This is a genomic window from Parabacteroides provencensis (genome assembly GCF_900232875.1).
Classification (GTDB): Bacteria; Bacteroidota; Bacteroidia; order Bacteroidales; family Tannerellaceae; genus Parabacteroides; species Parabacteroides chinchillae.
The window spans coordinates 1-4,576 of record NZ_LT960498.1 but is presented as its reverse complement, the minus strand read 5'-3'; the positions used below and the strand labels follow the sequence as shown (position 1 = coordinate 4,576).

General features: G+C 39.8%; 2 protein-coding genes. Both read left to right on the top strand.

The features are described 5' to 3' along the window. Positions 1–20 precede the first annotated feature (20 nt). Positions 21–3,140, top strand: coding sequence for a hypothetical protein (locus tag CTY47_RS17000; RefSeq protein WP_099465885.1), 3,120 nt, complete (start codon positions 21–23; stop codon positions 3,138–3,140). Positions 3,141–3,330: 190 nt separating this feature from the next. After that, entirely contained in the window at positions 3,331–4,191 is an 861-nt protein-coding gene (locus tag CTY47_RS16525) for a DNA methyltransferase (RefSeq protein WP_099465886.1), read from the top strand. Positions 4,192–4,576: the final 385 nt, after the last annotated feature.

Below are 4,576 nucleotides of genomic sequence, written 5' to 3'. Positions count from 1 at the left end.
AACTTAAAACGATTTAAACGATGATTATATACGATAAAAACAACGTTAAGATACTGGATATTCCGGTAGATGATTCCAGTTACCGGTATAGAGCGATCCGGCAGGGTGATAAGGTGTATCTTTATTTTTCCCTTACGGAGCATGTCGAGATTCCTGTGTACAGTTACGTCGAGTTTCAAGGCCAGCGTTATACGCTCTGGAAACCGGAGAACCTAACTAAGCACGGAGAGCGTAATTTAAAATATACCGTTGAGTTTGGCGGATGGTGGGAATTGCTGAACCGTACAAAGTATAAGTTTCTTTCCGGTAAGCCTCATAAACTTAAATTCCCGTTAACAGCAACACCCCGTATGTTTATGCAGCTTTTGGTTGACAACCTTAACCTACATGATTCAGGTTGGGCACTTGGTACTTGTATAGAAGCTACTGAAAAGGTGTTAGCCTTTAGCCGCGAAAGTTGCATGGAAGTTCTAAACCGTCTAGCAGATGAATTTAATACAGAGTTTGAATTTCTTGGTAAAACAATCAACTTTGGTAAGGTCGAGCGATTTAAAGATGATCCATTGCCTTTGTCCTATGGTAAAGGCAATGGATTTAAGACTGGTGTTGCCCGGCAGAACCAGGGAGAAAAAGCCCCTGTTACTATCCTGTATGTACAGGGTGGAGATCGTAATATTGATTCAACAAAATACGGTAGTAGTTCTCTATTGCTACCTAAAGGTCAAGAGTTGGAGTACCAGGGACGTCGTTATAAAACGGATGCTGATGGAATGTTTATCACCCGTGCAGATCGCGAGCTTGTAACTTATAATGAGGATGGTTACGATGCAACCAATATCTACCCATCACGGGTTGGAACAATAAGCGAAGTGATTACGGTCGATGAGGATAAAAATTTCTATGACATAATAGACACATCGATTCCTGATGCTTTGGACTATTCCAAATACCGGATAGCAGGCGAAAGGGCAACGATCATTTTTCAATCCGGGGTTATGGCCGGAAAAAAGTTTGATTTGGAACAGACCGACAAGGAGCTGACTGGATATATCCATTCCGAACGGCGTTTTAAGATTGTTCCTCAAGAGATAGACGGGGCAATCATGCCAAACGAAACCTTTAAACCATCCGTTGGAGACAAGTATGCCATTTTCAACATATCCCTTCCTGAAGCCTATGTTTGTGATAATGCCACCAAAACAGGTGCAAGTTGGGATATGTTCCGGGAGGCTGCTCAATACATGTTTGAGAATGAAGAAGAAAGTTTTACTTTCACTGGTGAGTTGGATGGCATGTGGTCAAAAAAGAAATGGCTAGAAATAGGCGGCAAACTGCAACCGGGCGGTTATGTCTTATTTAGTGACAAGCAATTTCAGCCTAACGGCCTTTTGATCCGGATCACAGGTATAAAGGACTACATAAACAAACCTCACAGTCCAGAATTGGAGCTATCCAACACACCGGTAGCTGGCTTTGTGTCCTCCGAATTGGGCAAGATAGACGGTAATGAAGTAAAGGACGAAGGGAGGCATAATGACGCGCTTTCGTTCACCAAACGCCGCTGGCGGGATGCGGTCGAAAGCTTATCGATGCTGGAAGATGCTATTTCTGGATTCAGCGCTTCAATTAATCCAATAACGATCCAGACAATGGCGATGTTGATCGGAGATGAAAGCCTGCAATTCCGTTTTGTAAACAGCAAAACAAATCCGGCGGAGATTCTACCGAATTTCAAATATAACCAACAAACAAAGGTGTTTACAACCCCGGCAATGATCTTACAACACATGACGCTAGGTATTAGCAAGCTGTCATCTTCACATACAGCCAATGAGTATAAATATTGGGATATGTCAGCTTATACCTCTCCGCCATTGGACGAGGCTAGTGCTATGTACCTGTATGCTAAATGCAGCAAAACAAGTACAGCGGGAACCTTTATACTCAGCAAAACACCGTATAAGATGGATGCCGGAGATGGCTATTATTATTTTCTTACCGGAGCACTATCAAGTGAGTTTGAGAGTGAGCGCAGCTTTGTGACTGTTTATGGTTTCACAGAGATATTACCAGGACGAATTACGGTAGGGATGATCGTCAGTCCTGATGGGCAAACTTACTTTAATGTGGCACAAGGGGAGATAGCCGGAAAAATCGTATTTAAGGCAGGTAGTACAGGATATAATAACATATCTGACCGCCCGGACTTAAACGCATGGTCTTATTCCATTATTAACAGTGCCAACCAACAGACAGGTTTGGATGTTAGTGCAGCCAAGGAAGCTTTGGCAAAGAATCTAGGCTATTCCAGCTATGCAGCAATGGTAATGTCTGCAGCAGACGGGGAATCTATTATTGATGGGGGATATATACGAACAAATTTGATTGACGCGGAGGCAATAGTAACTAAAACATTAGTCGCTAAATGGATCGATGCTGCTTATATATCAGCATTAAATATTGTAACTAGTAATCTAACGGTAACAGATGGAGCTAAAATAGGTGATTTCACCATTGAAAATGGTTGGTTAAAAGCTAATGCTTCCCTTGGAAGTGATATTGGATATATAGACATGCTAAGCCCTTCCACCCGTATTGCATTTGGAACTGATTTACTCCCTTCCTATACAGGAGGTTCAGTATCCTGTACTGCAATGATAGAAAACAGAAAAGCAAATACCTCTCCACCTTACGAAACGATCAATTATGGATTAATCGTCAAAACTTTAGGGGCAACTAGAAATGTTGGTATAGAAACAAATGCCCAAATTATTTCCCGATCATCGGTACTTCAGGGCGGGGCAACAACTTTAAATCTGGACAATGGGGTAAATGTTCTTGATCCAAAAAAAGGAAATGTCTTTTTTTTGTATTCGAGCAATACATCTACAGTGTATTTGCCCGATAAAAGTTTAATCCGGTCTGCACTGGGTTTCAACAGTGGCGATTATTGTTGCATCCGTTTAACTGTCATAACGTCTAATTGGGGGATTGCAAAATACCGGATATATCCTGCTGTTGGGATGGCTTTAAGGGGTGGAGATGGGTCGTCTCAAAGTTATTATGAGATAGGGGGGAATATAGCAATGGATATAATGGTTAGGCTGGCGGATGATTTCTATGCCTATTTAGTTAATTAAAAAAGTAAAATCAATAAAGGGGGCAAGATTAAAAAAGCCCCCGGCTCGTTAGTAGTCATCTCACCTACGTGCTAACGAAAAAATGCGGTATATCGCACGACCGGGGGCAAAAGCCTTCAGCCGCGATGTACCGCATTTCCTTTGCGCGTAGGTGAGACTACAAAAGTAATAATTTAAAATGATTTTAATAATGGAAAACAGACAGGAATTGAGAATTTACAAAGCAGCGCCATTACCTTTCCAGGGGCAAAAACGGAATTTTATTGAACATTTCAAAAAAGCACTAACAGAGTTTAGAAGCGTGAGCCAGATTGATACAGTCGTTGACCTATTTGGTGGCAGTGGTCTTCTTTCGCATACGGCTAAAAGGATGTACCCGGAATTGAGAGTTATATATAATGACTTTGACGACTTCCATGTAAGACTGGAAAATGTCAATATAACGAACAATTTGATTAAGGCCATCCGGGAGTATTTAACTGGCTTTCCGAAGGAGAAGAAGATAGAACCCAGCATGAAGTGTTTAATATTGAGTCTTATTCGTGCAGAGGAAAAGAAAGGTCATACCATAGATTATATAACTCTGTCGTCAAGTCTTATGTTTTCAGGTAAGTATGCGACTTGCTACAAAGAATTGGAGCAACAAACGTTTTATAACAATGTGAAGAAAACCGACTATGCTGTAGAAGATTATTTGCAAGGCATAGAAGTGGTGAAGAGTGATTACTTACAATTATTTAATCTATTCAAGGATTATCAAAAAGTTCTGTTTGTACTTGATCCTCCGTATCTTTCTACGGACACGACTACATACGGATCGAACAAATATTGGAAACTTCGGGATTACCTTAATGTTTTGAATGTGCTTATTGCTAACAACTACATTTATTTTACGTCGAATAAAAGTTCTCTGATAGAATTGTGCGAATGGTTTTCAGAGAATTATTCTTTGAAAAATCCATTTAGTGGGGCTAAAGTTCAAACTTATAAGGCTTCGGTGAACTACAGTGCAAAATATACTGACATGATGCTATATAAATATCAATGTTGATTGAGAGCATTTAAGAACCGATTAAATGGTTCTTAAATGCTTTTTATTTTTTTACTTTTCGTTCTGAAAAACTGTACTGGTGGTTTTGCCAATTATATTTTTAGTAAAAAGTACAGCATAATTTATTCTTTTGGGCTGCTGAAAATTAATTTTGTCCTAGCCCGAATTTAATTTTGACCCAGGCAGAAATTGATTTTCACCTAGGTCAAAAGAATAAATCATACTATAGAAACTGATAAAGAAAAAGCCTGATAATTAATTGAGGGCACTGAAAAATATACAATTTTTCAGCATTCCTCTTCCGATGAGGCAAAACAAAAGGTTCGCCAAGTTCATTCAATTGGATTTGGCGAATTTTATTTTTTTAGAAGGATGGTTCGCTATT

Excerpts from the sequence above, each read along its gene's own strand:
- CTY47_RS16525 (WP_099465886.1), top strand. The coding sequence starts at position 3,331 with ATGGAAAACAGACAGGAATTGAGAATTTACAAAGCAGCGCCATTACCT.
- CTY47_RS17000 (WP_099465885.1), top strand. The coding sequence starts at position 21 with ATGATTATATACGATAAAAACAACGTTAAGATACTGGATATTCCGGTA.